Genomic DNA, 26,595 nt, shown 5'->3' with positions numbered 1-26,595 from the left:
CGGGTCCCCCCCGCGACGGCTGCCACCCGCCTCGTACAGCGACGCACGCTAATGCGCTCAATTTTCCTGGATATCCCCGAGCGCGAGTGGCTCGTCTCCAACGAGCTGGCGTTCGCGATCCGAGATACGTTTCCCGTCACCGACGGCCACACGCTCATCATAGCGCGCCGCCAAGTGCGTGATTGGTTCGACGCCACGCGTGACGAGCAGCGCGCAATGCTCGACCTCGTCGAGGTTGTGAAACTGCAGCTCGATGCGGAGCACCAGCCCGCTGGCTACAACGTCGGTTTCAACGTCGGCGTGCATGCCGGCCAGACGGTCATGCACCTCCACGTCCACGTCATCCCCCGCTACGAGGGCGACATGGACGACCCGGCGGGTGGCGTGCGGCACGTCATCCCGTGGAAGGGGAACTACAGGCGCCTCGCCGCGGAGCCGCTGGTCGTAGGCGGGACGGCGGACCCTTTCCTTGCGCACATCCGGCCGCTGTTCGCGGGCGCCCGCGAGATCGCGATCGTCGCGGCCTTCGTCCAGGACAGCGGGCTCGAGCTGCTCCAGGACCCAGTCTTCTCGGCTGCGGATCGGGGAGCCCGCATCCGGCTCATCACCGGCGACTATCTCGACATAACGCAGGCCGAGGCGCTGAAGCGGATGCTTGACTGGCAGGGCGCGCTCGCGCCCGCCGGCGCGCCCCCGCGCTTCGAGGCGCGGATCGTCGAGACGGCGCGGCTCGCGGGTAGCCGTTCGTTTCATCCGAAGTCATGGCGGTTCGAGGGGGAGGGCCTGGGCGTCGCGTTCGTCGGCAGCTCGAACGTCTCCGCCTCCGCGCTCTGGACGGGAGTTGAGTGGAACCTCCGGACGGACCGCTCGCGTGATCCGATCGCATACGCGAGCGTCAAGGAGGCGTTCGAGGCCGTCTGGGCGGGCGCGACACCGCTCACGCTGGAGTGGGTCACCGCCTATGCCGCCCGCGCGCGGGTCGCACCAGTCGCGCTGCCGCCCGGCGAGACGGAGGCGGAGCCGCTCACGGCGGCGCCGGATCCGCACGAGATCCAGCGCGATGCGCTCGACGCGCTCGCCGCGACGCGTGCGGACGGCGAGAAGCGCGCCCTCGTCGTGATGGCGACCGGCCTCGGCAAGACACTCCTCGCCGCATACGATGCGGATGCCTTCCGCAGCACGCTCGATCACCCGATCCGCGTCCTCTTCATCGCGCACCGGCGCGAGCTGCTCGTCCAGGCCGCGACGACTTTCCGGCGCGTCCTCCGCGGTGCCATGCCCGACCTGCGGGTGGGCTGGTTCGCCGAGGACCGGTCCGAGCTGGAGGCGGACATCGTCGTCGCGTCGGTCCAGAAGCTTTCCCGGCCCGAGAACCTCGAGCGGCTCGCGGCGGAGCGGTTCGACTACGTGGTCGTCGATGAGGTCCATCACGCCGAGGCGCCGAGCTACCGGCGCATCCTCTCGCGCATCGATCCGGGATTCCTGCTCGGCCTCACGGCCACGCCGGATCGCGCCGATGAGGGAGACGTCCTCGGCCTCTTCGATGACAACCTGCCGTTCCGTGCCGACCTCGGCGTCGGCATCGAGGCGAAGCGGCTCGTTCCGTTCGCCTACTTCGGCCTGAAGGACACGGTCGACTACTCGCACGACAACATTCCGTGGCGGAATCGCCGGTTCGACCCGAAGCGGCTCGAGGAAGCCGTTCAGACGCAGGAGCGGATGGAGCGGCTCTGGAGCGCGCTCGGTGAGCACGGCGGGATGCGGACGCTCGTATTCTGCTGTTCGATCCCGCATGCCGAGTTCGCGAAGAGGTGGCTCGAGGGGCGCGGCGTGCGCGTGCGGGCGGTGCACTCCGACCCCGGCTCGGACGACCGCAGCCGCGCACTCGCCGACCTCGCCGCGGGTCGCATCGACGCGGTATGCGCGGTCGACCTGTTCAACGAGGGGGTCGACGTTCCCCTCGTCGATCGGGTCGTGATGCTCCGGCCGACAGAGTCGCCGGTGGTGTTCCTGCAGCAGCTCGGGCGCGGGCTCCGCATCGCCGAGGGCAAGGAGCGGCTCACGGTCATAGACTTCGTCGGAAACCACCGCGTCTTCCTGGACCGCGTGCGGACGCTGCTCTCGCTTGGCGATGCGCGGCCGGACCTCCGCGCATTCCTTGAGGGCGGGGAGGCCGAGCTGCCTCCCGGGTGCTCCATTGATGTTCAGCTCGATGCGATCGATCTGCTCCGACGGCTTCTTCCTTCGGGCGCAAACGCGGTCGAGCGCGCGTATCGGGAGCTTCAGGTGGCGCGAGGCGAGCGCCCCACGATTGGCGAGCTGTACCGCTCCGGCTACTCGCCCTCCGTGCTGCGTCAGGTGCACGGTAGCTGGTTCGAGTTCGTCCGCTCGGAAGGCCACCTCACCGCGGATGAGGAGCGCGTTCTCGAAGCCGGGCGCGATTGGTACCGCGAGCTCGAGACGACCGTCCTCGAGAAGTCGTTCAAGCTGGTGCTGCTCGAGGCAGTCATCGAGCTCGAGGCGCTCGGAACGGGCGTCAATCTCGACGTGCTCGCGCGGCGTAGCCACCAGATCCTCGTCCGCTCCCCCGAGCTGTTCCGCGACCTCAACGGCGTAAACGAGCTGCCGGACCCGCGTGTACCCGCCGAGCGGGCGTGGCTCGCGTACTGGCGGAAGAACCCGGTGAAGGCGTGGGCCGGGACGCCTGCTGAGCCGAAGCGGTGGTTCGCGGTCGAAGGCGATCGGTTCTTGCCGAAGCTGCCGATCCCGACCGGGCTTGAGGAGACGGTCGTCGAGATGACGCGGGAGCTGGTGGACTATCGGCTCGCGCAGTATCGCCGTCGGTTTGAGCCGGAGGTCCAGGGCGATGCCTTCGTCTGCAAGGTCATCTCGAACGAGCGCGATCCGATCCTGATGCTCCCGCCGCGGATGTCCCGGCCCGACCTGCCGACCGGCGACACCGACGTCCGGCTCGCGCACTCTGGCGCCGGTTCGCCCACCGGAGCTTGGTGGCGCTTCCGCTTCGTGAAGATCGCCTGCAACGTGGCGCACCCGGTCGGCTCGACGAAGAACCTGCTCCCCGACATCCTGCGCGCTTGGTTCGGGCCGGCGGTCGGCAGGGCGGGGACCGCCTTCCGTATTCGCTTCTTCCGGTCGCCCGACGGGTGGAACGTGGAGCCGCTCGGGCAGATGATCGATCTGCCTTCGCGCGGGCGCGTGGTGGCGTTCCCAACGCTTCGCGCGGCAGCCGGCGCCGCGGGTGCCCCGACGGCGGGCGCACCCGAGGCGGAGGAGGTCGTGCTTCCGGTCCCGAGTCGCGGGGCCGAGCTCTTCGCGGTCCGTGCTGCGGGCAACTCGATGGCGGGCGGCGGGGATCCCATCCGCGACGGCGACTGGCTCCTCTTCCGGTACGCCCGTGGCGCCGGGCTCGGCGCCGTCGAGGGCCGGGTGGCGCTCGTCCAGGTCAGCGACGGGAGCGGCGACGGCGCCTACCAGGTGAAGCGGATCGTGCGGCGCGATGGACGCTGGCTCCTCGCGTCGGACAATCCCGGGATCGCGCCGTTCGCGGCGCAGGAGCGCACCGTCCCCGTCGCGATCCTGGCGGAACACGTGTCACCTGAGGCGCTCGCCCCGGAGGTCGGCGCGCACGTCGAGGACGGGGAGGTCGGGAAGGCCTTCGGGCTCGACGCCGACCCGCGCGACGGGCTGCGCGTCGGCGGACACCTGTTCGTGATGGTGGACGGGCGGGGTGTTCTGTCCGCGCCGGACCGGGTTACGCGTCCGGTGCCGGCGCGCCGGCCTGGCGAGACCGCGTTCGTATTCGCCCGCGGCGAGGGGACGACCTGGAGGTACTGCGGCGTCGGGCGGTGGAACGACGACGAGCGAGCGTGGGTGATCCCCGAGGTCGATTACGGTACCTGGAAGCACCTCGGGGTGGGGCGGACCGCGTCGCGACGCCTGCCCGAGCCCCAGCTCGAGCGCGCCCGAGCACTGGCGACCGCGGCCGTCGAGCGGTTCGGCGGGAACTGGATCGAGCGGGACGGAAAGCGGTGCCGGGTTGTCGGCCTTGCGGAGCGGGGCGGCGTCCGCATCGACGGCGGCCCTGACGGGTTCCGCGAGCGGACGGTGTCGCTCGTCGACTTGGCCTGGGTGCTCGTCGCGAGGGACGACGTCGAGGCGAAGGGCGGCGTGCTGGACGAGGCGCGCGTGAACCTGGCCCGCTATCTCGAGGGGACGCCGAAGGAAGCGACGCGGTGGATCGATACACGTTGGGCGCTGGTCATCGCCGCGGCTGTGGCCTCAGCCTGAGCGTCGTGGCCGCCGAGGAGAACGAGACCCGGATCCGGGGCTCGAGTAGACTCGTGTCGCGATGCAGTACTGGTGGGTGAACCAGAAGCAGACGTACCGCCACGAGATCGGCGGCGGGTATCTCTGGTCCCCGAAGCGCCGCGCAGATCTCAGCCGAAACCAGTTCTACGAGAACATGAAGGTCGTCGCTCCCGGCGACCTGGTGTTCTCGTACTGGGAAGGAGCGATTCGAGCGTACGGCACGATTCGTTCTTTCGGGTACGACGCGCCGAAACCGGACGAGTTCGGGGCGGTCGGCCGCAACTGGAGCCAGATCGGCTATCGCGTCGATGTCGAGTACGTCCGGCTGACGGCACCTGTTGCGCCCCGTAGCGCGTGGGAGCGAATCCGCCCGCTGCTCCCTGAGAAGTACTCGCCCCTCAACGCGGCGAACGGGAAGGGGCTGCAATCCGTCTACCTCGCAGCGCTGCCGTCCGATCTCGGGAACCTGGTCTGGTCGCTCGTCGTTGCCGCCGGGAACCCGCTCCAGGCGCGCGACGCGAGAGCAACGCTCGTCGCGTCCGCCGAGGAGCCGGAGCGCGAGGTATGGGAGCGGCATGAGCTCGAGGAGCTTCAGCGAGCACGTCTCGACTCGACCGAGCGCGAGGCGCTCGTGAAGGCACGTATCGGCCAGGGGCTCTTCCGCGCGAATGTCGCTCGCATCGAACCGGAGTGCCGAATCACGAAGGTGTCCAACCCGGCGTACCTGATCGCGAGCCACATCAAGCCGTGGCGGCACGCCACGAACGACGAGCGGTTGAGCGCGCACAACGGCCTCCTGCTCGCCCCGCACGCTGACTTCCTGTTCGATCGGGGGTTCATCTCATTCGCTGACGGGCAGCTGCTCGTTTCTCCCGTAGCGGACGAGAGGACCCTGGTGAAGCTTGGTGTCGACCCGGACCGGCCCCCGATCATCGGCAAGTTCTCGCGGGATCAGGAGCGTTACCTCGAGTTCCACCGGACGGAGATCTTCCGAAGCGCGACCGTGAGGTAGCCCGACGGCTGGGATCTGCCGTGCGCCGGCTTTTCGGGCGGAGAATCATCCGGTTGCGCAATAGTGCGCAATGCGCGATGAACACGCGGTTCCGGGGAACGCCACCTTCCCCGCGCAATTCTGACGTTCCCGTCGATCCAGCGTCAGGATCCCCTCGTGGTCGCGCCTGAAGCCCTCGCGGTGCGAACGGCGCTAGCACTCTTGTGCAGCTCCGTGCCCGGATCCCCGCATTCTCCGGACCAGCGAGTCCGTGTACGCCCGCTGCCCGTGAGGGCGGACGCAGGTGGGGGAACACGCGTCGAGATCCCCGCCCGACGTCTCCAAGTGTTCCCCACGGAGAATCAGCAACTTTGGCAAGGGATCCCCTGCGCCTGTCACCATGGGGAACTCGTATCCGTGGTCCAGGGGAACGTTCACGCAGCTTGTGGGGATCTTCGTCGAACATCCCCTCGGACTCGCGGCCGTGTGCTCCGCGGCCGTCGGCTGTCGCCTGCCCGCCGGCGGCGACGTGGGTGAGCTCGCGCTCAGGTGCGCGAGCTCACCCGTGCGATTCGGGCGGCCAAATATTGAGCCAAAATTGTACGTGACCCTACTTGACTTCAAACCCGCTCCTGGTTTCGAGATGGGGAAGGTGGGCAATGTGCCCCGCCACCACACTCAAGGAGAAGACCAGTGAACGAGACTCGCGGAAAGACCCCCGCTGACCCCGATGTCATCTTCAACAAGAGCGCGAAGCACCTGCGGCGCGCGGCGAAGGCCTGCCGCGTGAACAAGGGCGGCCTCGGCTGCGCCGTCCTCGACGTCGCGGCCGCTCTCATCGACAACGCGCCGGCCCTGTCGCAGGCGCTCGGCGACGGCGCGATCGACGCGACGGTGTCCGCCGTCGCCAGCAAGGCGGCCGACGTGGCGAAGCTCCACGCCGCCAAGACGGCGAGCACCCGCGCCGACGCGACGCCCGCGCCCGAGCGGAAGCCCACCCACGCCGGCGTGGCTGTGGCGCCGCGCGACGGCACGGCCAGGCCGGTGCACGGCGTTGACGCGGGGGTGGAGGCCTCCGGTGACCGGGACTAGCCTCGCGGCGGCGCCGCCTCGGGCGTGGATCTGCGTGCCCTGCTCGTTCGAGGCCAACGCCGAGTACCGGGAGCCGCCCTCGGCCGAGGCGAGGTGCGCGAGCTGCGGCCAGGTCGCGAACCCCTGCGCGCTGCTGCGCATCGAGCTCCGCGCCCTCCGCCAGGAGGTCGCGGCGCTCCACGGGGAGGGCAGGGCGGCGCGGCGCTCCGCCGGCGGCGAGGGCACCGGCGAGACCCTGACGCCGCAGGAGGCGGCCGCGTACCTGCGTCTCCCCTCGGTCCGCGCACTGTACCAGGCGGTCCGCCGCGGCCAGGTCCCCGTCCACCGCTTCGGCCCGCGGCGGATGCGGTTCCACCGGGCGGAGCTCGACGCGGTCCTCGCGCTTCGGTAGCGGCTCGTGCGGGTCGCCGGGCGCAGCACGGGCCCGGCGACCCGCGCTAGAATCGCCTCCGACGCCCGCCTGCCAAGGAGAAGCTCATGGGCGTCTACCAGTACGAGAAGGACGGCCGGACCCTGTTCGGCCTCGATGCATGGATAAAGCTGCCCAGCGGGCAGCTGAAGCGGGTCCGGGTGAAGAAGATCCCGAGCCAGAAGCACGCGAAGATGCTCCTCGCCAAGCTCGAGATCGACGCGTTCGAGGGCCGCTGGTTCGACCGGCAGCTCGAGGCGAAGACGACGGTCGAGGACTGCTGGAAGGCGTGGGAGCCGATCACCCGGCGCGACAACGACAGCTGGCGGTCCGACGTCGATCGGGCGCGCCACCTCGTCGAGCACCTCGGCAGCCGGCGCGCCGCGAAGCTCACGCGCAAGGACGTCGAGGAGTACCGGGAGAAGCGCTTCGAGGAGACCACCCGCCGCGGTGGCCCTCCCGCGCCCGGCACCATCGACCGCGAGATCGCGCTGCTCAAGCGCTGCATCAACTTCGCGATCGAGTGCGGGACGCTCGTGCGGAACCCCATCGCCGCGGTGCCGCTCCTCAACGAGCCGAACACCCGCGACATGGTGCTGAAGCCGGTCATGCTCGAGCGGATCCTGAAGGCGGCGCCGCCCACCTTCGCGCCGGTGATCGAGTTCGACTACGAGACCGGGCTCCGCAAGACCGAGCTCCGCTTCCTGCGCTGGGAGCAGGTGGACCTCGGGCTCGGGTGCATCCGCCTCTCGGCGAAGGAGACGAAGACGAACGAGGCGCGCGTCGTCTACCTCACGAGCCGCGCGCTCGAGATCCTCCGCGCGACCCCGCGCCAGCTCCACTCGCCGTACGTATTCGTGAACCCGGACACCGGCCGGCCCTGGAGCGAGCACAACAAGATGCTCCGCCGCGCCTGCGAGCGCGCCGGCTACGCGGGCATCTGGTTCCACGACCTCCGCCGTTCGTTCGTCACGAACGCGCGCCGGAGCGGCGTGCCGGAATCGGTCGTGATGAAGCTCTCGGGCCACAAGACCCGGAGCGTCTTCGACCGCTACAACATCATCGACGAGGGGGACCTCAAGGCCGCGGTGGAGCGCATCGACGCGGCGCGCCGGGAGGGTGCCGCCCCCACCTTTCGAGGCGAATTTTCCACCCGGACGGACTAGACGAGAGCTGGCCACGAAGCCAGTCGAAGGGGTCAACGCAGTGCGGCGAAAGGCTGTAAGAAGCGCCGAAAAAGCACGAGGCCTTGCGCGGTTGAGCACGCAAGGCCTCGGATTTACTAGCGGGCCCTAGAGGATTTGAACCTCTGGCCTTCGGATTCGTAGTCCGACGCTCTATCCAACTGAGCTAAGGGCCCAAAACCTATTCGACTGTGCCGGCCGCGATGCGCTGGGCCGGGTTGCTGCACGACTGACTGGCGGAAAGGCAGGGATTCGAACCCTGGATACGGTTACCCGTATACTGGTTTAGCAAACCAGCGCCTTCGGCCTCTCGGCCACCTTTCCGAACCCTCGTTCTCCTTCACCTGGCGGAGGAGGAAGGATTCGAACCTTCGGAGGGCGTGAACCCTCTGCGGTTTTCAAGACCGCCGCCTTAAACCGCTCGGCCACTCCTCCGAATCCGTCCTCGTTCCGAAACCTTGCCCGCGGGCGCCTCAGGCGCGCGCGAGCGGACGGCCCATATACGTGAGCGGCGGGCGGGGATCAAGGGGAGAAGCAGAGGGACGGATCGCCGAGCTCGCGCCGCCGTGGGCCGCTGCGCCGGCGCTGGGGAGGAGGGACAGGACCCGCTCCGCCCACCCTTCGACAGGCTCAGGGTGAGCGGGGTAGGTGGGCGGTTCCTCTGGAACGTGGTCTATACGTCTCCGCGAACTCGCCCCCGCCTCCCTCCTCGGGGTTGACACACCCTGCCGCACCCCTGCACGCTCGCTCCCTCACTGGGAGAGGAGATCGGATGGCGCGGACTTCGGCGGTGGCTCTGGTGGGGTTCCTCTCGGTCGTCCTGCAGGCGTGCTCGGGCGGTGACGGCGACCAGCGGGAGGAGCTCCCTCCCGTCGTCCTCGCCGGCAGCTCGCCCGCGGACGGCGCGCTCGGCGTGGCGACCAGCGCGCAGGTGACGCTCACGTTCTCTGGCGCGCTCGCCGAGGCGAGCGTGAGCGCCTCGTCCGTGTCGCTGCGCTGCACCGGCACGTATACGGGAGAGCCGTACTGGGACGTGTCGGAGGCGCTGACCTTCCCCACCGTCGTGCCCGTCGAGGTCTCGTACGCCGCGGCCTCGCGCACGATCACCGTGGCGCCGCGGGCGCCGCTGGCGGCGAGGCGGAACTGCGTGCTCCAGACTGGCGGGCTGCGGGACGGCGCCGGCCGTGAGGTGGCGGCGTCCGTCTCGTTCCGCACCGTCGCGAACCCGATGACCCGGCGCGTCTCCTACGACGCGGCGGGCGCGATCTCGCTAGCGCAGACCTTCGCCCACGACGCGGCCGGGAACGTCATCCAGGGCGTCTCGTCCTATCAGCCGGGCGGCGACGGCGAGTGGCTCACCGCCGACGACCCGGTGGGCTCGGTCTGGACGAGCGCGTACGACGCCGCGGGGAACTGGACGAGCTGGGCTGCGTGGGAGGCCGGCGCGGATCTCGCCTGGTTCACCCCCGACGATCCGGTCTCGGACTTCCGTGGCGCCGTGTTCGACGAGGTGGGTCGCGTCCTGCGGAGCGTGGGGTACGGCGAAGCGGGTCTCGATGGGCTGCCGTTCACGGCCGACGACGTGCCGTCGAGCTGGTCCGAGATCGTTCGCTCGGCGGCGGGCGACGTGGTCGCCGAGAAGTTCCACCAGTACCCGGGCGCGGACGGGACGTGGTTCACGGCGGACGACCCGACGTACGCGTACGACGCGTTCGCCTACGACGCGCCCGGAGGACGGCTGATGCGCCTCACCACCGTGTCGAACCCCGGCGCCGACGGTAAGTGGCTCACGCCCGATGACGTCCCGGACTACTACTACGAGTTCCAGTACGACGCCGCGGGCGTCCACGACACGACGATCGCAATGGGCGCCGCGGGACCGGACGCGGTCTGGCTCACCGATGACGACGTCCCCGACTCCTGCCAGCGGGTCTCGTACGGCGCCAACCTCCGTCCGACGCGGTTCGCGTGGTACCGCGCCGGCGACGACGCCACGTGCTTCACGACGGACGACTACGTCTACTCGTACCGGGAGCTGAGCTACGCGCGGAACGGGGGCGTCGAGAGCGAAATCTGGTACCGCGCCGCGGGGCCGGATGGGGAGTGGTTCACCGCGGACGACGCCAAGGGGAGCGCGACCTGGTTCGACCCGAGCCTCGGGCCTGAGCTGGCCGTCGGTAACCTCTGAGAACAGGCCGAGGGAGAGGGGCCTCGGGGGGCTACCTCTCCACCCCCCTCGGAAACGCCTGCGGCGCGATCCGCTCGAGGCCGCCCATGTACGGCCGCAGCGCCTCGGGCACCACGACCGTCCCGTCCGCCTGCTGGTAGTTCTCGAGGATCGCCACCACCGTCCGGCCGATGGCCACGCCCGAGCCGTTGAGCGTGTGCGCGAGCCGCGGCTTGCCGCCCTCGCCGCGGTAGCGCACGCGGATGCGGCGGGCCTGGAAGTCCTCGCAGTTCGAGACCGAGCTGATCTCCCGGAACTGGTCCTGGCCCGGGCACCACACCTCGACGTCGTAGGTCTTCGCCGACGAGAAGCCCATGTCGCCCGTGCACAGGAGCGACACGCGGTGGTGCAGGCCGAGGCGGCGCAGCACCTCGCAGGCGTCGTCCACCATCTTCTCGTGCTCGGCGTAGCTCTCCTCCGCCTTCGCGAACTTCACGAGCTCCACCTTGTGGAACTGGTGCTGGCGGATGAGGCCGCGGGTGTCGCGGCCGGCGGCGCCGGCCTCGGCGCGGAAGCACGGCGTCCACGCGCAGTACGAGATGGGCAGCTGGTTCGCCTCGAAGATCTCGTCCCGGTGCATGTTCGTCACCGGCACCTCGGCGGTCGGGATGAGGTACATCGGCGACTCGCCCTGCGTCTTGAAGAGGTCCTCCTCGAACTTCGGCAGCTGCCCGGTGCCGGTCATCGTCTCGGCGGTCACGAGGTAGGGCGGCAGGATCTCCGTGTACCCGCGGCTCGTGTGCACGTCGACGAAGAACGCGGCGAGGGCGCGCTCGAGCCGCGCGGCGGCGCCCTTCGAGATGGTGAAGCGCGAGCCGGAGAGCTTCGCCGCCTGCTGCCACTCGAGCACGCCCAGCGCCTCGCCGAGCTCCCAGTGCGGCTTCGGCTTGAAGTCCATCGCGGGCTTCTCGCCCCAGGTGGAGACGACGCGGTTGTCGTGCTCGTCCTTCCCGTCCGGCACCGACTCGTGCGGCGGGTTCGGCACGAGGAGGAGCAGCCGCTCGATCTCCGCCTCCACCTGGCCGAGCTCCTGCTCCGTCGCCTTCACCGAGTCGCCCAGCGCGCGCAGGTCGGCGCGCGCCTTCTCGCCGGCGGCCTTGTCGGTGCGCATGAGCTCGCGGATCTTCGCGTTCGCGTCGCTCTGCTCCTTCTTCTGCTTCTCGAGCTGCACGTTCAGCTCGCGGCGGCGAGCGGCGAGCGGCTTCACGGGAGCGATCGCCTGGACGGCCGCCTCCCCACGTCGGGCGAGCTTCCTCTCGAAGCCCTCGAAGTCCTGGGCGACCGCCTTGAGGTCGAGCATGTCGATCCTGTCTCGCCCCGAAAAGGAGCGTGAAATCGGCGGGTAGGAGTAGCTTTTAACTTCTGCGCGGGCAAGGGGTCTCATGTGCCGTGACCCGCGCGAACGGCATGCCCGACGACGGCGACACGACGCGACGTCCGACGCTCCGGGTGCTCACCGGCGGCGCCGCGCACCAGGCGGCGGGTCTCGGCGTCTCCGACGACGCGCTGCTCGCCGCGTTCCTCGTCGGCGACGACGACGCGTTCGGCGATCTCGTCCGGCGGCACGAGCGGCTGGTCCTCTCCATCGTGCGCCGCTACGCCCGCACCCCCGAGGACGCCCGCGACCTCGCCCAGCGCACCTTCCTGCGCGCCCTCGAGGCGGCGCGGCGCACCTTCCGCCGCGGCGCCCGCGAGGGCTTCCCGTTCCGCCGCTGGCTGGTGCGCATCGCGGTGAACCTCGCGAAGAACCACCTGCGCGACGACCTGCGCGTCGGCCGCGTGTCGCTCGACGCGCTCGGCGCCAGGGAGGCCCACCCGGCCGTGGCCGTGGAGGCGCTCGAGGAGGCCGAGCGCCACGCCGCGGTCCGCGCGGCCGTCCTCCGCCTGCCGCGCCGCATGCGCGAGGTGCTCACCCTGCGCGTGGACGCCGAGCTGCCCTTCGCCGAGATCGCCGACGCGCTCGGCATCAGCGAGAACGCCGCGCGCGTCACCTTCCACCACGCGACGCGGAAGCTCCGCGCCGCGCTCGTCCCGGAGGGCCAGCCATGACCCCCGCGAGCGCCTGCAGCGACTACGATCTGCTCCTCTCGCTCCACGCGGCGAACGCGCTGCGCGGCGACGACCGCGACCGCCTCGAGGCGCACCTCGCGCGCTGCCCGGAGTGCCGCGGCGCGCTCGAGGAGACGGCCGAGCTGCTCCGCCTCACGCGGCTGCCGGCGCCGACGCCGGTGGAGCGGCGCGTCTTCTCGAGCCTGCCGGAGCGCACCGTCGAGGCGGTGCGCCAGGGCGAGCGCCGGCGCGGCGTGGTCCGGCGGATCGCGCTCGCGATGGGGGCGGTCGCGGCCCTCTCGCTCGTGCCGCTGGTGATGAGGGACGCGCCGCCCGAGGTGGGGGATCCCGGCTCGTGGTTCGACAGGCTCACCACGAGCGGTAGGTCGAGAGGGCTCACCACCAGCGGACGGTCGGGAGGGCTCACGGCGAGCGGCGCCTCCGAGACGCTCGACGCGGCAGGCGAGCCGGACGCGCTCGTCGATCCGCGCGCCGCGCGGCGCGTGCGGGAGAGCTCGGGTGGCGGTCACCCGCAGCTCGCCTCCGCCTCGCCGCAGCTCCCGGTGCAGGCGGCGTCCTGGGAGGAGCCGGATCCGGATCAGCTCTGGGAGGACAGCTCGGTCCTCCAGGCCCTCGGCGAGCTCGAGGAGATGGCCTTCGCGGCGGAAGCCGCGGTGCAGTGAGGCGCGAAAGAGCTCGGTCGCGCCCCGATCGACAACCAAGGAGGAGACCATGAGGAAGATCCTCATCGCGGCACTCGTGTTCCCGCTCGCCGCCTTCGCGCAGGCGGGACAGCCGCAGAAGCAGCAGCCGCCGCCCAAGCCGGGCGCGCAGCAGGGGCAGCCGCCGGGTCCGGGCGCCGGGCCGATGCGCGGGCCGGGTCCCGGTCCGGGCATGGGACGCGGCGATCCTGAGCAGATGGAGCGGCGCATGCGCGTCGCGCGCACGCTCGGCCTCGCCGAGGCGCTCGACCTCGAGCCGGCCGAGGCGGTGAAGCTCTCTGCCCAGCTCGAGAAGTCCGACGAGAAGCGGCTCGCCATCCACAAGCAGCTCGCCGAGTCGAAGCAGACGCTGCGCCGCGCGGCCTCGGGCGAGAAGGTCACCGCCGCCGAGGTCGATCAGGCGGTCCAGCGGATGTTCGCCGCGCGCGGCCAGCTCGAGGCCATCGATCGCGACGCGACCCAGGCGCTCGTGAAGGACCTCACCCCCGACAAGCGCGCCCGCGCGGTGCTCTTCCTCGAGCGCTTCCAGCGGCGCTTCGGGCCGGGCCAGGGCGGCCCGGGCATGATGGGCGGTCGCGGCGGGATGCGCGGCCACATGCACGGCGGCGGCATGGGCATGGGGATGGGGATGGGCCCGATGGGCGGCGGGATGGGGATGGGCGCCGGCGGCATGTGCCCGAACCCGGACTGCCCGATGAACCAGCCGGACGGAGACGAGGAGTAGCGGTCTAAGGTGTGCGCCCGCGAAGAGCCGGTACCAGCGCCGGCTCGCCTCGGGCGCCGTCGCCATCGCTCGGGACGAGCGGGATCCAGGGCCCGTTCGTCCCGAGCTGGCGGCGGGTAGGGCGAAGCCGCGGCGGCGGTAGTGGGAGGACCCCGCTCGCGCTTCCCAGCCCGAGCGAAATCGACGCGATCGGACCCCGGGCCGGCTGCGGCGGCGGGGCGCGATCCGCAAAATCCGACCACCCCCTCCGGTCTCACTCGCGCCCTGGCGCCGGATAGCCATTATCCTTCCGGCGCGCATGCCCCCGACCACCACCCGCCCAACGCTCGCCGTCGTCACCGGCGCCTCCGCCGGCATCGGCGCCATGCTCGCCCGGGAGATCTCCCGCCGAGGTCGACCCGTGCTGGCGATCGCCCGCCGCGTCGAGCGGCTCCAGTCCCTCGCCGCCGAGGCGCGCGCGCTCGGCCACGCGGAGATCATCCCGCTCGCGGTGGACCTGACCCACGAGGACGCGCCCGGGAAGGTCGCGGCCGCGGCGCGGGAGCACGGCGGCGCCGCCTGGCTCGTGAACAACGCCGGCTTCGGCGCCTACGGTCAGTTCGAGCGGCTCGAGCCGGCGCGGGTGCGCGAGATGATCCGGCTCAACTGCGAGGCGCTCGTCCTGCTCTCGCATGCGCTGCTGCCCGACCTGCGCGCCGCGGGCGACGGCGTCCTCCTCAACGTCGCCTCCGCCGCCGCCTTCCAGGCGACGCCGTACATGAGCCTGTACGGCGCGACCAAGGCGTTCGTGCTGTCGTTCTCCGAGGGGCTCTCCGAGGAGCAGCGCGCTGCGGGCGTCTATGTCGGCGCCTACTGCCCGGGCCCGGTCGCGACCGAGTTCGGCGAGGTCGCCGGCGCCGCGGGCCGCTTCGAGCGCGTTCCCGCGGTCCTCTCCGCCGAGGACGCCGCACGCGAGGCGCTCGCGCAGATCGATCGGCGCGCCGTCGTCCACGTCCCCACCGTCGTCTACCGCCTCACCGCGACCGCCGTCCGCTTCATGCCCCGGTCGGTCGTCCGCCGCATCGCCGCCTTCGCGCACCGGGAGGAGAAATGAGCCGCCGTTCCCCGAAGGACCGCGATCGCGATCGCGACGCCGCGCCCGGCATCGCGCCCGCCTACGAGGGCGCCGAGGTGCTGACCGCGCTGCTCTCCCGCGCGGGCTCGCGCTACTCCGCGAGCGAGGTCGCCGAGGCGTTCCGGCGCGCGCAGGCCGCGGGCGAGTCGCGCTCGGCGGTCATCCCGGGCGTCTTCTCCGGCGAGCCGCACTTCGCGTCCCCGGACGAGGCGCGGCGCCTCTACGCGAACCTGTTCGGGCTGTGGGCGCGCGTCGCGGCGGGCGGCGGGCCCGAGGAGGAGGCGGCGCCGCCGGAGAACGTGGTAGCCGCCGAGGAGCCGCTGCCCGAGCTGCCCGATCGCGGCTCCCAGACCGGCACCGAGCTCGCCCCCGAGCTTGTCGAGACGGTGTGGCGCCACCTCGACGCGCTGCCGGCTCGCGAGGTGCAGCGCAGGCGCGATCGCTACATGAACGTCCAGGCCGACATCGTCGCCTGGCTCGACGCCGCCCCCATCCCCGAGTCCGGCGCGGTGGCCGTGCAGGACCTCGCCTTCGAGACATGGGCCATGTTCGACCAGGCCTTCGGCGATCGGCTCGCGGCGGTCGACTTCCGCGAGCTGCGCACCCTCGAGCAGGAGCCCGCGGCGCTCGAGTCGTCGCAGCCCGCCCTGGCCGCGTACGTGTCGGAGCAGCTCGACGTGCTCGCCGACGAGGACCCGGAGTTCACCCCGGAGGCCCGCGCCCAGGTGGAGCGCGCGCTCGCGACCATCGCGGGGGCGCTCGAAGGGGCTGTAAGCGAGCCGTCCTGAGCACCTGAACGCGGCCACGAGCGGCCGCCAGGCAGTCGACGCTCGAGCTTCGTCATTGCGACCCGTATTTCCCGCGCGATTCCCGCGCGGGTGCGGCGCACCACGATCCGCGGCTTTGCCATGAGCGAGCAGGCCCCCGGCCGCCCGGCAGGGGAGTGAACCTCCGCTTGCCCCGCGGTCGCGGGAGTAGTCCCTCGCTCGCCTGCGACACAGCTTCGCACGTACCGGAAGCGAACCCTGTCTCGGTGGCCACACCGACTGCCGGGGAGGCGTTCGTGCGGGGGACGCGTGGCAGTGATCGCGGACATCACGGTGGGAAGCCAGCCGGGGCGAGCGCCGCGGACTCACTCCGCAGCGTGCTCCGCCGATGGGGCACGGACTCGGGTGTACCGCGAAAACCGGACTACACCGGCAGGCTGCTCGTCCGCACCTCGGGAGAGCGATCGGAAGAAGGCTGGGAGAGCGGTAGAGCAAGCGATGCCAGGGAAGGCGAGCAACTGGACCGTCACTCGCCTGGACGCCCGGCATCTCGGACAGACCTACCTGTGCGCGCCGGAGTGACGCGCACGGGACGACCTCCGCACGTCCGGCTGGGGACGTGCGCGAGCACCTGCCATCCAGCCGCGACACGGCGGGGGCCGTTCGCGTGCAGTGAAGGGAGCGAAGCCATGACGCAGATGCTGATGAAGCTGTGGAAGGACGAGGAAGGCCCGACGGCGGTCGAGTACGGCGTGATGGTTGCGCTGATCGCGGTGGTCATCATCGCCGCCGTGATCCTGCTCGGCCAGAACCTGAGCACCACCTTCAACGACGTCGCCACCCAGATCCTCCCCGCGGCTGGGTAGGTCCTCGACGATCGGCGCGCCGGCCCGGGCGACTTCCCCGGCCGGCGCGAGCGACTCCCCATGGACTACCCGTCCTCGCACTTTGCGCTCCTGAGCGCGTTGCTCGCGATCGCCGCAGCGTCGGACGTAGCGCTGCGTCGGATCCCGAACGTCGTGGTGGTTGCGGTTGCGGCCGCGGGGATCGCCTCACAGGCGGTGGTCCACGGGATGGGGAACGCCGCCAGCGGTCTCGCGGCCGCCGGGATCACGGCCGGCGTCCTGTGGCCGGCGTGGAAGCGGCGCATGGTGGGAGGCGGAGACCTGAAGCTCGCCGCTGCGTCCGCCGGCTGGATTGCGCTGGCGGGAGTCCCCGTGTACTTCGTCGCGAGCGCGCTGGCGGCGGGGATGCTCGCCGTCGTTGCCTACTCAGCCTCGACGCTCGGTGCGCGCTCGGCGATGCGGCGGAACCTCGTCGCGCTCGCGCTCGGCAGCGGCAGCGCCGACCTCCCGCTCCAGCCCGTGCCGGGGCGCGCGGTGGTCCCGGCAGGCGCCGCCTTCGCGCTCGGCGCGCTCTTCACGATCTTGTTCGGGGGGACGCCGTGATCGCTCGCGAGTCCATGGTGAGGCACGCACGAGGCGCGGCCGCGGTCGAGTTCGCGCTCGTGCTCCCCGTGCTGATGCTCCTTTGCCTCGGCGCGATCGAGTGGGGGTTCCACTTCTTCCAGCGCGAGATCATCGTGAACGCCGCCCGCGAGGGGGCACGCGCGGGGAGCATCGCCGACGCGGACGCGGAGACGGTCGCCGAGGATCGCGCGCTCGCGTATCTCGGGGTGGCAGGTCTCGATGGGACCACCTGCGACGTGGCCCCGACGCTCACGAACACCGGGTCGCCGCCCACGCCTGCGATTCGCGTGTCGATCGACTGCACCGGCGGCTCTTTCACGCTTCTCTTCAAAGATTTCATGCCGGAGCGGATCGTCGCGACGGCCGAGATGCGCCGCTGAGCGCAGGGAGAATCCAGGATGACGGGCTCGGGCGGAGGGGATCGAGGCAGCAGCAACCTGCGACGCGCAGCGGAGAAAGGCTCGCGGCGCACCGGGCTCCGCGCGGCGCTCTTCCTGGGGATCGCCGCGATCGCGGCCATCGCCACCGCGCTGCTGTTCACGCGATACCTCGAGGCGAAGGCGTCCGCGGCGAAGGTCCCGACGACCAAGGTCGTGGTCGCTTCCGTGGACATCCCGTCCGCCACCATGCTTCGGACGGAGTCGCTCTCGGTCATCGATTGGCCGTCAGCCTCGACGCCGCAGGGGACGTTCGCGGATCCGGCCACGCTCGTGGAGCGCGTCGTCACGTCGGCGGTCTCCAAGGGCGAGCCGATCCTGGAGAGCCGGCTCGCCGCTCCTGGCACGGCCGCCGGTCTCGCGGCGGTGTTGCCCGCTGGCATGCGGGCCGTGGCGGTCCGGGTGAACGACGTCGTCGGCGTCGCGGGGTTCCTGCATCCCGGAGACGCAGTGGACGTCATCGTGACGATGTCGCCGTCCGGGGGCGGAGGGCAGGCCCCGATGTCGAAGATCATCCTCCAGAACGTGCGCGTGCTCGCGGTGGGCAAGGAGGTGGAGCGCGCGGACCGGGCCTTCGACAAGGCCATCCCGGCGACGGTCGCCACGCTGATGGTCGACAGCGAGCAATCCGAGAAGCTCGCGCTCGCAGCGACGAAGGGGCAGATCCTCCTCAGCCTGCGCAGCGGCGCGGACGAGGAGATGCTGGCGACGCCCGGCATCACTCCGCCCGTGCTGCTCGCCAGCGGCCGCGAGCCGGAGCAGCCCGCACCCAAGCCCTCCTCCACGCCGGCGCAGAAGTCCGCTCGCCGGCTGCGCGCGCGCCCCGAGGTCGTCGAGGCGAAGCCCGCGGTCGCCAACAAGCAGACGGTCGAGATCCTCCGCGGCGACGTGTTCGAGCGCCGCGACTTCGAGAAGGAAGCTCGCCCATGATCCCGCACCGCGCCCGCGCCCTGCTCGTCACGCTCCTCGTCGCCGCGGGACCCGCTGTCGCCCAGGAGCAGGCGCAGGCCACTCCGGCCTTGCGCATCGATCGCGAGATGGGCGCCGCGCGCGAGATGTCCCTGGAGGCGGGGCAGAACCGCCTGCTCATCATCTCCGAGCAGATCGCCCGGATCGCGGTGGCGAACCCGGACGTCGCCGACCTGAAGGTCGTCACGCCGACGCAGGTGCTGCTCACGGCCAAGGGCGTGGGCACCACCGACCTGACCCTCTGGAACCGCGACAACCAGCCGCTCGTCATCGCGCTGCAGGTGGGGCGCAACCTCGAGGCGCTGCGGACGCAGGTGAAGCAGCTCTTCCCCGGCGAGAACGTGAAGATCACGGCGAGCGGGGACCTGGTGGTGCTCTCTGGGGAGGTCACCGACGTCCGCCTGCCGGAGCGCGTCGCAGAGGTCGCGCGCCTGCACGCCGAGAAGGTCGCGAACCTCATCCAGGTCTCCGGGGTTCAGCAGGTGCAGCTGCAGGTCCGGTTCGCGGAGGTGGCGCGCGGTGGGCTGCGTGAGCTCGGCGTCAACCTCTTCCACAAGTCGGACGACTTCCGGACGGTGGGGGGCCTCTTCAGCAACCGCACCCTGCCCGGCGAGTTCCTGAACACCAACCAGAACCCCTCGATCCCCGGCACCGGGCCACGCGGCCTCGCCGGCAACGGCTTCCCGCCGGACGTGCCAGCGCCAGCGTTCCAGAACGCCTTCTCGGTGTTCCTCTCGCGCATGGACGACTTTCCCTTCAGCGTCATGCTGAGCCTGCTGGAGCAGAACAACCTCGCCAAGTCGCTCGCGGAACCGACCCTCGTCGCGCTCTCCGGGCAGGGCGCGCGGTTCCTCGCGGGCGGCGAGCTGCCGATCCCGCTCGCGTCCTCGTTCGGGCAGACCTCCGTGGAGTGGAAGCGCTTCGGGATCCAGCTCGAGTTCACGCCCACCGTGATCGGCGACGCGATCCACCTCACGATGAAGACGGAGGTCAGCGACATCGATCCGAGCCTCGCGGTGACCATCGCCGGGACGAGCGTCCCGGGCCTCACGTCCCGGCAGAGCGAGACGAGCATCCGGCTCGCCGATGGCCAGAGCTTCGCGATCGCGGGGCTCGTCTCCGATCGGATCCGCTCTCAGGTGGCCAAGGTCCCGTTCATCGGCTCGATCCCGATCCTGGGCGCGCTGTTCCGCTCGCAGGCGTTCCAGCGGGACGAGAGCGAGCTCATCGTGGTCGTGACGGCGCACCTCGTGAAGCCCGTCGCGCCGCACGAGCTCCCGCCGCTTCCTACCGAGTACGAGATGAACGACCCGGGCGACCTGCCGTTCTATCTTCTCGGAAGCCAGGGCAAGAGCGCGCAGATCGCGGAGAAGCGGCAGCCGGCGAGCCCGGAGCGCGGCCCGAGCGGACAGAGCGGGTTCACCCGGTGAAAGGAACGACCATGGACCAGATCCCGCTCTACGTCACGGGCCTCGCGGCGGAAGCCGAAGGGCAGCTCCTCTCCGCGCTCGACGATCTCCCCATCCACAAGGTGGACGCCGAGCCGCGCGCGCTCGCCGAGCCCGGCAAGCCCGCGATCGCGGTCGTGGGGCTGAACGGCGATCCGGAGGCGGCGTTTCGCTCCGTCACCGGGCTCGCCGCGGGCGGCGTGCGCGTGGCGGTGGTCGGCGACTCGAAGGATGCGGATCTCATCCTCCGCGCGATGCGCAGCGGCGCGCGCGAGTTCGTCGTCGCCGGCGAGCCCGAGCGGCTGGAGGTGGCGGTGCGCGCGCTCGTGCGTCCAGGGATGGCGAGGACGACGAGCACGGTCACGGCCTTCTTCCCCGCGAAGGGCGGCATGGGCGCGACGACGATCGCCGCCAACGCCGCAGCTGCGGCCGCGGCGCGGGGCGCGCGGGCGTGCCTCGTCGATCTCGAGCTGCAGCTGGGTGACGCGCTGTCGCTGCTCGATCTCCAGAGCGCCTACACCGTCTCGGACGTGCTCGCGAACCTCCGGCGGCTCGACCGCGAGCTGCTCGACAGCTCCGTCGCGAAGCACCGCGCAGGGATGAGCGTGCTCGCCCAGGGCGAGCGGCTCGACGAGGCCGACAAGATCGACGCTGCCGCGATCGGCCAGCTCGTCGGATTCCTCCGCCAGCACTACGGGCACGTCCTCCTCGATGGCCTCCACGGGTTCGACGAGCTGTCGCTCGCCGCCCTCGACGCGGCCGACCGCGTGGTGCTGCTCGTGACGCAGGAGGTCCCTGCGGTGCGCAACGCCCAGCGCGCGGTCGGGATCTTTCGGAAGCTCGGGTACGAGGACTCGAAGCTGCTCCTCGTGCTGAACCGCTATCAACCCCGCTCCAACGTGACGCGCGAGGTGATCACCGAGACCGTCGGATTGCCCGTGGCGGCGACCGTCGCGAACGACTTCCCGCTGCTCGCGAACGCGGTCGGACGTGGCGCCACCCTCGCCGAGGTCGGCCCGCGCGCCGCGATCACGCGCGACGTCGAGGCGCTCGCGAGCCTGCTCGGCGCGGAGGACGACTCGGGTGCGACGCGCCGGTCGTGGTGGCGGCGGCTCCTGGGAGGCGCACATGGGTCTCGGTGAGCGGCTGCGGCAGCGCGCGAGCGCGGCGAGCCCCGCGGCGGCGGCGCTGGTCCCGGAATCTGCGCCCGAGGTCTTCCACGACCTCAAGAGCGAGCTGCACCGCCGCATCATCGACAAGCTCGATCTGCAGGCCTTCGATCGCCTCGCGCCCGAGCGCCGCCGCGACGAGCTGCGGGCGGTGCTGTCGGGCGAGATCGGCCGCTCGGAGCTGCCGCTCAACCAGCTCGAGCGCGAGCGCATGATCGGGGAGCTCCTGGACGAGCTCACCGGGCTCGGGCCGCTGGAGCCGCTCCTCGCCGACTCGACCATCTCGGACATCCTCGTCAACACCTACTCGACGGTCTACGTCGAGCGCCGCGGCAAGCTCGAGCTCACGGCGGTGCGGTTCGGCTCGAACGGCCACCTCCAGCAGATCATCAACCGCATCGTGGCGCAGGTGGGGCGCCGCGTGGACGAGACGTCGCCGATGGTGGACGCGCGCCTCGCCGACGGTTCCCGCGTGAACGCGATCATCCCTCCGCTCGCGATCGACGGCCCCATCCTCTCGATCCGCCGCTTCGGCGTGTCCCCCCTCAAGGTCCGGGACCTCGTGACGAACGGCGCGCTCACCCCGGAGGCGGTCGGGTTCCTGGGCGCGTGCGTCAAGGCGAAGCTGAACGTCCTCATCAGCGGCGGGACCGGCGCCGGCAAAACCACGCTCCTCAACGCGCTCTCTTCGTTCATCCCGGACACCGAGCGCATCGTCACCATCGAGGACTCGGCCGAGCTCCAGCTCCAGCAGCGGCACGTCGTTCGGCTCGAGACGCGGCCGGCGAACATCGAGGGGAAGGGCGAGATCATCGCGCGCGATCTGGTGAAGAACGCCCTGCGCATGCGGCCGGACCGGATCGTCGTCGGCGAGGTGCGCGGCGGCGAGGTGCTCGACATGCTGCAGGCGATGAACACGGGCCACGAGGGCTCGATGACCACCGTTCACGCGAACACGCCGCGCGACGCGCTCTCCCGCATCGAGGCGATGATCGGCATGAGCGGCGTGCCCCTGAGCGAGGGGGCCACGCGCGCGACGATCTCGCGCGCGCTCAACATCATCGCGCAGCTGAACCGTGGCACCGATGGCCGCCGGCGCATCATGTCGATCGCCGAGATCACCGGCACCGAGGGCGCCGCGATCACCATGCAGGAGATCTACCGGTTCGAGCAGCGCGGGGTGGACTCCACCGGCAAGGTCATCGGAGAGTTCATCCCGACCGGCATCCGCGCTCGCGCGATGACGCGCATCGCGCAGTTCGGGGCCGACCCTGCAGCGATCGCCGCGCGCGTGCTGGAGGACCGCTGATGCGCGAGCTCCTCATCGCCGGCCTCGCGCTCGGCATCTTCGCGGCCGTCGAGGCGATCTACTACGGCGCCCAGTTCGTCGGCGATCGCCGCCGGGCCGAGCTGCGCCGGCGCCTGCGGGCCATCGGGAAGGCGGGCGCCCTCGACGCCGAGCTCCTGCGCCGCGGTCGCATCGCGCGCCGGGAGTGGGCGCAGGGGCTGGTCGCGCCGCTGCCGTGGGCGAAGTCGCTCGAGCAGCTCCTAGAGCAGGCAGACTCGCGGTGGACGGTGGCGCAGCTCTTCGCGTTCTCCTCCGCGGCAGCCGGAAGCGGGCTCCTGCTCGGCCTGGTCCTCCGGCTGGGGCTGCCGATCACGATCCTGCTCGGGCTCATGGTCGGCGCCGCACCGTTCCTGTCGGTGCTCTCGGCCCGGAGCCGCCGCAGCCAGAAGATCTCCGAGCAGCTCCCCGAGGCGCTGGAGATGATGGCCCGATCGCTCCGCGCCGGACACGCGCTCACCTCGGCGTTCCAGGTGGTCGCCGGCGAGATGCCCGAGCCGGTGTGCGTCGAGTTCGCGCGCTCGTACGACGAGCAGCGGCTGGGCCTCTCGCTCGAGCAGGCGGTGCTGCACATGGCGGAGCGGTGCCCCGGAAACTCGGACGTGAAGATCTTCGCGGTTTCAGCGGTGATCCAGCGAGAAACGGGCGGCAACCTCGCCGAGATCCTCGAGAAGATCTCCGACACGATCCGGCAGCGGTATCGATTCTACGGCAAGCTCCGCGCGCTGACCGGCGAGGGTCGCGCCTCGGCCTGGGTGCTCGGGCTCCTCCCGTTCATCGTGGCGCTGGCGGTGTCGGTGATGAACCCGGGATACCTCCGGACCCTCGCCGAGAACCCGTCCGGACACTGGATCGTCGGCTACGCGATCGTGAGCTGGGCCGTCGGGATCGTGTGGCTTCGGCGACTCACGCAGCTGGAGATCTAGCCCATGCCGCTCGACGCTCTCACGCTCGCGATGGGTGGCCTCGTCGTCCTCGCCGTCGCTTCGATCGGCGCGGCGGCGCGTTCGTTCCGAGCGGCGGCAGATCCCGCGGTGAGGCGCCTCCGCGAGGGCTCGGATCCGCACTCGGTCCCGCTCGCGGCGGTCGTCGCGGGCGAGCGGCTGGAGGCCGCGACGCACGAGGCGTCCCGCCGGGGCGCCGCGACGACGGACGAGGACGCCGAGTCGCGCCTGCGCCGGCAGCTCGTGTGGGCGGGATTCCGCTCGATGCGGGCGCCCAAGCTGTTCGTGGGGGCGAAGGCGGTGCTGTCGTTCGGGCTGCTGCTCGGATTCCTCGCCGTGAACGCGGCGCGAGCGGAGCCGGTGCCCTTCGCGCTGGGGATCGCGGTCTGGCTGGCGGGCGCCGGCTTCTTCCTGCCCAACCTGTGGCTGTCGTCGCGGATCGCGAACCGGCTGCGGCAGATCGACCGCGCCCTCCCCGACGCGCTCGACCTGCTCGTCACGTGCGTGGAGGCCGGTCTCGGGCTCGACGCCGCGCTGCAGCGGGTCTCGGGGGAGATCGCGCTCGCGTGGCCGCTCCTCTCGAGCGAGCTGCGGCTCACGTTCCTCGAGGTGAGGGCTGGCATCCCTCGCATGGACGGCTTCCGCCGGCTCGCAGCGCGCACCGGATCCCCCGAGCTGCGCGCCCTCGCGGCGACCCTCACGCAGACGGAGCTCTTCGGCACGAGCATCGCCTCCGCGCTCCGCGTCCAGGCGGAGGGAATCCGTATCCGCCGCATGCAGCGCGCGGAGGAGCGGGCGGCTTACGTCGCGGTGAAGATGACCCTCCCGCTCATCCTCTGCATCCTCCCTTCGCTGTTCGCGGTGATCATCGGCCCTGCCGCCATCAACATCATGAAGACCCTCATGCCCATGCTCGGAGGGCAGCGATGAACCCGGCACGCTCGGTCGCCGTGGTCTCCGCGGTCCTCGTCCTGTCCGCGTGCGCGACTGCCCGGCGTGCCGGCCCCCAGGGGATCTCAGGCGTCCGCCTGGCGGTCGCGCGCGATCTCGTGGATCGTCGCCAGTACGGCGATGCGCTCGCAGCCATCCAGGCGATCCACGAGACCGATGGCCGATCGGCCCAGACGCTGACGCTGCGGTCTTTCGCGTACCGGGGGCAGGGTCTCACCGCCGACGCCGAGGAGGACCTGCGCGAGGCGCTGCGCCTCGACCGGGACCACGCGCCTGCGCACGCGGCGATCGCGGTCCTTCACGACGAGGCGAAGCGCTGGGCCGACGGCGAGGAGCACCACCGCCGGGCGACGGCGCTCGACCCGACGAATGCTTCCTACCTGAGCGACTGGGGGTGGGCGCTCCATCTCCAGGGCCGCACGCAGGACGCGCTCGCGCGCCTGCAGGCGGCGATCCGGCTCGATCCGCTGCCGCCGCGCTACCACAACAACCTCGGGTTCGCGTATGCGCGCGCGGGGGATTTCACGCGAGCGGCGCAGCGGTTCGCGGTCGGCGGCGCACCCGCCGAGGCGAAGAACAACCTGGGCTACGCGTACGAGCTCGCCGGCAACCTGCCGCAGGCGTTCGAGGCGTACTCGGAGGCGGTGCGGCTCGCCCCCGGGTTCTCCCGCGCGCGCGCAAACCTGGAAGAGGTCGCCCGTAAGCTCAACCGCTCGCCGCCGCCGGAGGGGGCGCGTCCGGAGAAGGTTCCCTCGGGGAGGATGCAATGAAGACCGTCGTAGTCGCGGCTCTCGTGGTGCTGGCCGCCGGATGCGCGAGGGAGCACCTCACCGAGACGCACGGCAAGTCCATGCGCGAGTCGTTCGCGGTGCAGCGGGCGAACCCCGATGCGCCGCGGCGCGGGCCTCCGCCCAAGGCGCTGACCGGTCTGGATTCGCAGGAGGCGACCATCATCGCGGAGACGTATCGGAAGAGCCTCGCTCCCGAGGGGACGGCGGTCGAGGAGCCCGAGGTGCTGCTGATCGCGCCGCCCCAGTCGACTCGCCAGCGACCGCAGGCGCTTCCGCCGTCGGTGCCGCCGTCGAGATAGCGAGGACGAGACATGCCCGCGCGCGGAAAGAGAAGGGAGCGGGGCGCGGTCGCCGTCATCGTGGCGATCGTACTGCTCGTGCTCGGCGGCTTCATGGCGTTGTCCCTCAACGTCGGGCACCTGCTGTCCGTCCGTGGCGAGCTGCAGAACGCGAGCGACGCGGGCGCGCTCGGCGGCGCGTGGGATCTGGACTGCACGGTCGATGGGATCGCGAAGGCGCGCGTCGCGGCGCTCGACTACGCCACGCGCCACTCGACGGACTATCAGCCGCTGTTGCCGAGCGACACGATGGTCGAGACCGGCTACTGGAGCGTCGACAAGGAGCGGTTCTGGCCGATCTCCGACCCGGGCTCGAATCCGGAGCTCGTGTCGCTCACGAACGCGGTCCGCGTTCGGTCGACGAGGGTCGACGCCAACGCGGCGCCGGTGTTCTTCCCCGTCTTCCTCGGTGGCAACAACACGGCGAACGTCGGCGCAGGGGCCATCGCGGTCCGCGGCGGTCCGTGCACCGAGGAGTGCGCCCTGCCGATCGCGTTCGCAAAGTGTCAGATCCTCGACGGGGCCGGGTTCAAGTGTGGCGAGGACCACAGGATCTTCTTCCACAGCGATCCGGCCGACAACATCGCGTTCACCGTGCTCAATCAGTACGAGGACGTGAACACCGAAACGATCGGTCTGATGCTCGATGGGTTCATGAGCGACCCCCCCACGTGCGGCGCACCGGCGGTCGCCGACCCGAGCAACTTCATCGAGGTCGCGAACGGCGCGAACCTGAACCCCAACATCGACAAGTTCCAGGCGCTCGCCGGGAAGGGCCCTTACCCCGTCGCCATCCTCGACCTCGCGTGCTCCGAGTCGCCCGCGTCGGCGTTCAAGGATCCCGTCACCGGCAAGTGCATCAAGTACCGGGGCACCGACACGAGCGCGAAGATGGTCAAGACCGGTGCGTTGATCGGGTTCGCGAGCGTGATGATCAAGTTCGCGGGTACGATCGCGCAGTACCGGCTCCTCAACGACGGGATGGCACCGCCGGAGAGCGACTGCTACCCGGAGAGCACGAAGCTCATGATCATCAACGTGGAGTGCGGGGAGCCGTCCACGGCCACCGCCGGATGCCAGTGCTTCGGCCTGCTCCCGCCGCCGAGGCTCGTCCACTGATCGGAGG

General features: G+C 71.1%; 24 protein-coding genes and 3 tRNA genes. 23 read left to right on the top strand and 4 right to left on the bottom strand.

All coding sequences use genetic code 11. The annotated features are described in order from the left end of the window. Positions 1-51: 51 nt before the first annotated feature. The 5 genes from ANAE109_RS20455 (at position 52) to ANAE109_RS23755 (ending at position 7,987) form a co-directional block, all read left to right on the top strand. A complete protein-coding gene (locus ANAE109_RS20455) occupies positions 52-4,308 on the top strand; it encodes a DEAD/DEAH box helicase family protein (protein WP_012098800.1) in 4,257 nt (1,418 codons plus the stop codon). 61 nt (positions 4,309-4,369) lie between these two features. After that, a complete protein-coding gene (locus tag ANAE109_RS20450; protein WP_012098799.1) occupies positions 4,370-5,341 on the top strand; it encodes an HNH endonuclease in 972 nt (323 codons plus the stop codon). 672 nt (positions 5,342-6,013) lie between these two features. Beyond that, positions 6,014-6,412, top strand: coding sequence for a hypothetical protein (locus tag ANAE109_RS20445; RefSeq protein ID WP_012098797.1), 399 nt, complete (start codon positions 6,014-6,016; stop codon positions 6,410-6,412). Positions 6,413-6,446: 34 nt separating this feature from the next. After that, positions 6,447-6,803: a helix-turn-helix domain-containing protein gene (locus ANAE109_RS20440; RefSeq protein ID WP_158305920.1), complete on the top strand. Its 357-nt coding sequence runs from the start codon at positions 6,447-6,449 to the stop codon at positions 6,801-6,803. 86 nt (positions 6,804-6,889) lie between these two features. Then, on the top strand, positions 6,890-7,987 hold the full coding sequence (locus tag ANAE109_RS23755) for a site-specific integrase (protein ID WP_012098794.1): 1,098 nt from the start codon (positions 6,890-6,892) through the stop codon (positions 7,985-7,987). 120 nt (positions 7,988-8,107) lie between these two features. Here the strand turns inward: ANAE109_RS23755 and ANAE109_RS20430 are convergent. The 3 genes from ANAE109_RS20430 to ANAE109_RS20420 form a co-directional block, all read right to left on the bottom strand. Continuing rightward, positions 8,108-8,181, bottom strand: a tRNA-Arg gene (locus ANAE109_RS20430). 58 nt (positions 8,182-8,239) lie between these two features. Next, positions 8,240-8,329 (bottom strand) — tRNA-Ser (locus ANAE109_RS20425). A 21-nt stretch (positions 8,330-8,350) separates the two neighbouring features. Further along, positions 8,351-8,440: transfer RNA gene (locus ANAE109_RS20420), tRNA-Ser, on the bottom strand. Positions 8,441-8,777: 337 nt separating this feature from the next. On the opposite strand from ANAE109_RS20420, the gene ANAE109_RS20415 reads away from it, so the two are divergent. Continuing rightward, positions 8,778-10,193, top strand: a complete 1,416-nt coding sequence (locus tag ANAE109_RS20415; RefSeq protein WP_012098792.1) for an Ig-like domain-containing protein — start codon at positions 8,778-8,780, stop codon at positions 10,191-10,193. A gap of 31 nt (positions 10,194-10,224) precedes the next feature. Here ANAE109_RS20415 and serS read toward each other — a convergent pair whose 3' ends face one another. Beyond that, positions 10,225-11,532, bottom strand: coding sequence for a serine--tRNA ligase (serS, locus tag ANAE109_RS20410; RefSeq protein ID WP_041448558.1), 1,308 nt, complete (start codon positions 11,530-11,532; stop codon positions 10,225-10,227). A gap of 107 nt (positions 11,533-11,639) precedes the next feature. On the opposite strand from serS, the gene ANAE109_RS20405 reads away from it, so the two are divergent. The 17 genes from ANAE109_RS20405 to ANAE109_RS23735 all read left to right on the top strand — a co-directional run bounded on the left by ANAE109_RS20405 (position 11,640) and on the right by ANAE109_RS23735 (position 26,588). Continuing rightward, positions 11,640-12,281 (top strand): RNA polymerase sigma factor, encoded by a 642-nt coding sequence (locus ANAE109_RS20405; protein ID WP_012098790.1) that lies wholly within the window; start codon positions 11,640-11,642, stop codon positions 12,279-12,281. Continuing rightward, complete coding sequence (locus tag ANAE109_RS23750) at positions 12,278-12,964, top strand: zf-HC2 domain-containing protein (RefSeq protein ID WP_012098789.1); 687 nt, start codon at positions 12,278-12,280, stop codon at positions 12,962-12,964. Before ANAE109_RS20405 ends, ANAE109_RS23750 begins: the two co-directional genes overlap by 4 nt. A gap of 49 nt (positions 12,965-13,013) precedes the next feature. Beyond that, positions 13,014-13,727, top strand: a complete 714-nt coding sequence (locus ANAE109_RS23745) for a hypothetical protein (RefSeq protein ID WP_012098788.1) — start codon at positions 13,014-13,016, stop codon at positions 13,725-13,727. 298 nt (positions 13,728-14,025) lie between these two features. After that, the gene (locus ANAE109_RS20390) at positions 14,026-14,820 is read left to right on the top strand and encodes an SDR family oxidoreductase (protein ID WP_012098787.1); all 795 of its coding nucleotides are present in this window, start codon (positions 14,026-14,028) and stop codon (positions 14,818-14,820) included. After that, the gene (locus tag ANAE109_RS20385; RefSeq protein ID WP_012098786.1) at positions 14,817-15,629 is read left to right on the top strand and encodes a hypothetical protein; all 813 of its coding nucleotides are present in this window, start codon (positions 14,817-14,819) and stop codon (positions 15,627-15,629) included. Before ANAE109_RS20390 ends, ANAE109_RS20385 begins: the two co-directional genes overlap by 4 nt. A 668-nt stretch (positions 15,630-16,297) precedes the next feature. Then, entirely contained in the window at positions 16,298-16,474 is a 177-nt protein-coding gene (locus ANAE109_RS20380; protein WP_012098785.1) for a Flp family type IVb pilin, read from the top strand. A gap of 60 nt (positions 16,475-16,534) precedes the next feature. Next, positions 16,535-17,056 carry a prepilin peptidase gene (locus ANAE109_RS20375; RefSeq protein ID WP_012098784.1) on the top strand — a complete coding sequence of 174 codons (522 nt, stop codon included), beginning with the start codon at positions 16,535-16,537 and terminating at the stop codon, positions 17,054-17,056. Between the two features lie 14 nt (positions 17,057-17,070). Then, positions 17,071-17,457 carry a TadE/TadG family type IV pilus assembly protein gene (locus ANAE109_RS23740; protein WP_083777033.1) on the top strand — a complete coding sequence of 129 codons (387 nt, stop codon included), beginning with the start codon at positions 17,071-17,073 and terminating at the stop codon, positions 17,455-17,457. A gap of 18 nt (positions 17,458-17,475) precedes the next feature. Continuing rightward, positions 17,476-18,444, top strand: a complete 969-nt coding sequence (gene cpaB, locus ANAE109_RS20365) for a Flp pilus assembly protein CpaB (RefSeq protein ID WP_012098782.1) — start codon at positions 17,476-17,478, stop codon at positions 18,442-18,444. Then, the gene (locus tag ANAE109_RS20360) at positions 18,441-19,913 is read left to right on the top strand and encodes a type II and III secretion system protein family protein (RefSeq protein ID WP_012098781.1); all 1,473 of its coding nucleotides are present in this window, start codon (positions 18,441-18,443) and stop codon (positions 19,911-19,913) included. The genes cpaB and ANAE109_RS20360 overlap by 4 nt, the downstream gene beginning before the upstream one ends. Before the next feature lie 11 nt (positions 19,914-19,924). After that, complete coding sequence (locus ANAE109_RS20355; protein ID WP_012098780.1) at positions 19,925-21,073, top strand: AAA family ATPase; 1,149 nt, start codon at positions 19,925-19,927, stop codon at positions 21,071-21,073. Further along, positions 21,060-22,409, top strand: coding sequence for a CpaF family protein (locus tag ANAE109_RS20350; protein ID WP_012098779.1), 1,350 nt, complete (start codon positions 21,060-21,062; stop codon positions 22,407-22,409). Before ANAE109_RS20355 ends, ANAE109_RS20350 begins: the two co-directional genes overlap by 14 nt. Further along, complete coding sequence (locus tag ANAE109_RS20345; protein ID WP_012098778.1) at positions 22,409-23,371, top strand: type II secretion system F family protein; 963 nt, start codon at positions 22,409-22,411, stop codon at positions 23,369-23,371. The genes ANAE109_RS20350 and ANAE109_RS20345 overlap by 1 nt, the downstream gene beginning before the upstream one ends. A gap of 3 nt (positions 23,372-23,374) precedes the next feature. Then, positions 23,375-24,319 carry a type II secretion system F family protein gene (locus tag ANAE109_RS20340; RefSeq protein WP_012098777.1) on the top strand — a complete coding sequence of 315 codons (945 nt, stop codon included), beginning with the start codon at positions 23,375-23,377 and terminating at the stop codon, positions 24,317-24,319. Next, positions 24,316-25,110: a tetratricopeptide repeat protein gene (locus ANAE109_RS20335; RefSeq protein WP_012098776.1), complete on the top strand. Its 795-nt coding sequence runs from the start codon at positions 24,316-24,318 to the stop codon at positions 25,108-25,110. Before ANAE109_RS20340 ends, ANAE109_RS20335 begins: the two co-directional genes overlap by 4 nt. Next, positions 25,107-25,430 carry a hypothetical protein gene (locus tag ANAE109_RS20330; RefSeq protein WP_012098775.1) on the top strand — a complete coding sequence of 108 codons (324 nt, stop codon included), beginning with the start codon at positions 25,107-25,109 and terminating at the stop codon, positions 25,428-25,430. The genes ANAE109_RS20335 and ANAE109_RS20330 overlap by 4 nt, the downstream gene beginning before the upstream one ends. Positions 25,431-25,442: 12 nt before the next feature. Next, entirely contained in the window at positions 25,443-26,588 is a 1,146-nt protein-coding gene (locus ANAE109_RS23735) for a TadG family pilus assembly protein (RefSeq protein ID WP_012098774.1), read from the top strand. Positions 26,589-26,595: the final 7 nt, after the last annotated feature.

Source organism: Anaeromyxobacter sp. Fw109-5 (assembly GCF_000017505.1).
GTDB lineage: Bacteria > Myxococcota > Myxococcia > Myxococcales > Anaeromyxobacteraceae > Anaeromyxobacter.
The sequence above is the reverse complement of the archived record's forward strand: the minus strand, read 5'-3'. Positions and strand labels throughout refer to the sequence as shown.